At 62.8% G+C, this 516-nt stretch carries 1 pseudogene; it reads left to right on the forward strand.

Going from position 1 to position 516, the window contains the following annotated elements:
* Positions 1-516, forward strand: a pseudogene (locus GOOTI_RS25855) (IS3 family transposase); the annotation flags it as partial.

Raw genomic sequence — 516 nt, forward strand, 5'->3', positions numbered from 1 at the left:
GCCAAGGAACTCAAAGAGTTGCGCGATCAGAACAGTCGGCTCAAGCGACTGCTCGCCGACGCCGAGTTGGAGAAGGACGCGCTGCGGGAGATTGCGCGGGGAAAATTCTGAGCCCAACTGCCAAACGCGCCGCCATAGACATGCTCAAAGCTCGCATGAACATGTCAGAACGTAAGGCGTGCAGGGTTGTTGGGCTCGCCCGCTCCGCCTATCGGCAGCTGCCGCAAGCTCAGACACCTGCAGATTCCGACGCTGGCCTGCGTGAGCAGCTACGGACCTATGCCCGCAAGAACCCTCGTCATGGGTTCCGTCGGGCGTGGGCGTGGTTGCGTTTCGACGAGGGCGACACCGTCAACAAGAAGAAGGTGCACCGGTTGTGGAAGGAGGAAGGGCTGCAGGTACGCCGGGCGCCTCGCCGCAAGCGGGCGGGCCAGTCGTCGGTGCCGGTCGTGGTCGCTGATGCGCCGAAAGTGGTGTGGGCATTGGACTTTCAGTTCGACTCCACCGTCGATGGAC

Origin of the sequence: Gordonia otitidis NBRC 100426 (assembly GCF_000248075.1) — a bacterium.
GTDB classification, from domain to species: domain Bacteria; phylum Actinomycetota; class Actinomycetes; order Mycobacteriales; family Mycobacteriaceae; genus Gordonia; species Gordonia otitidis.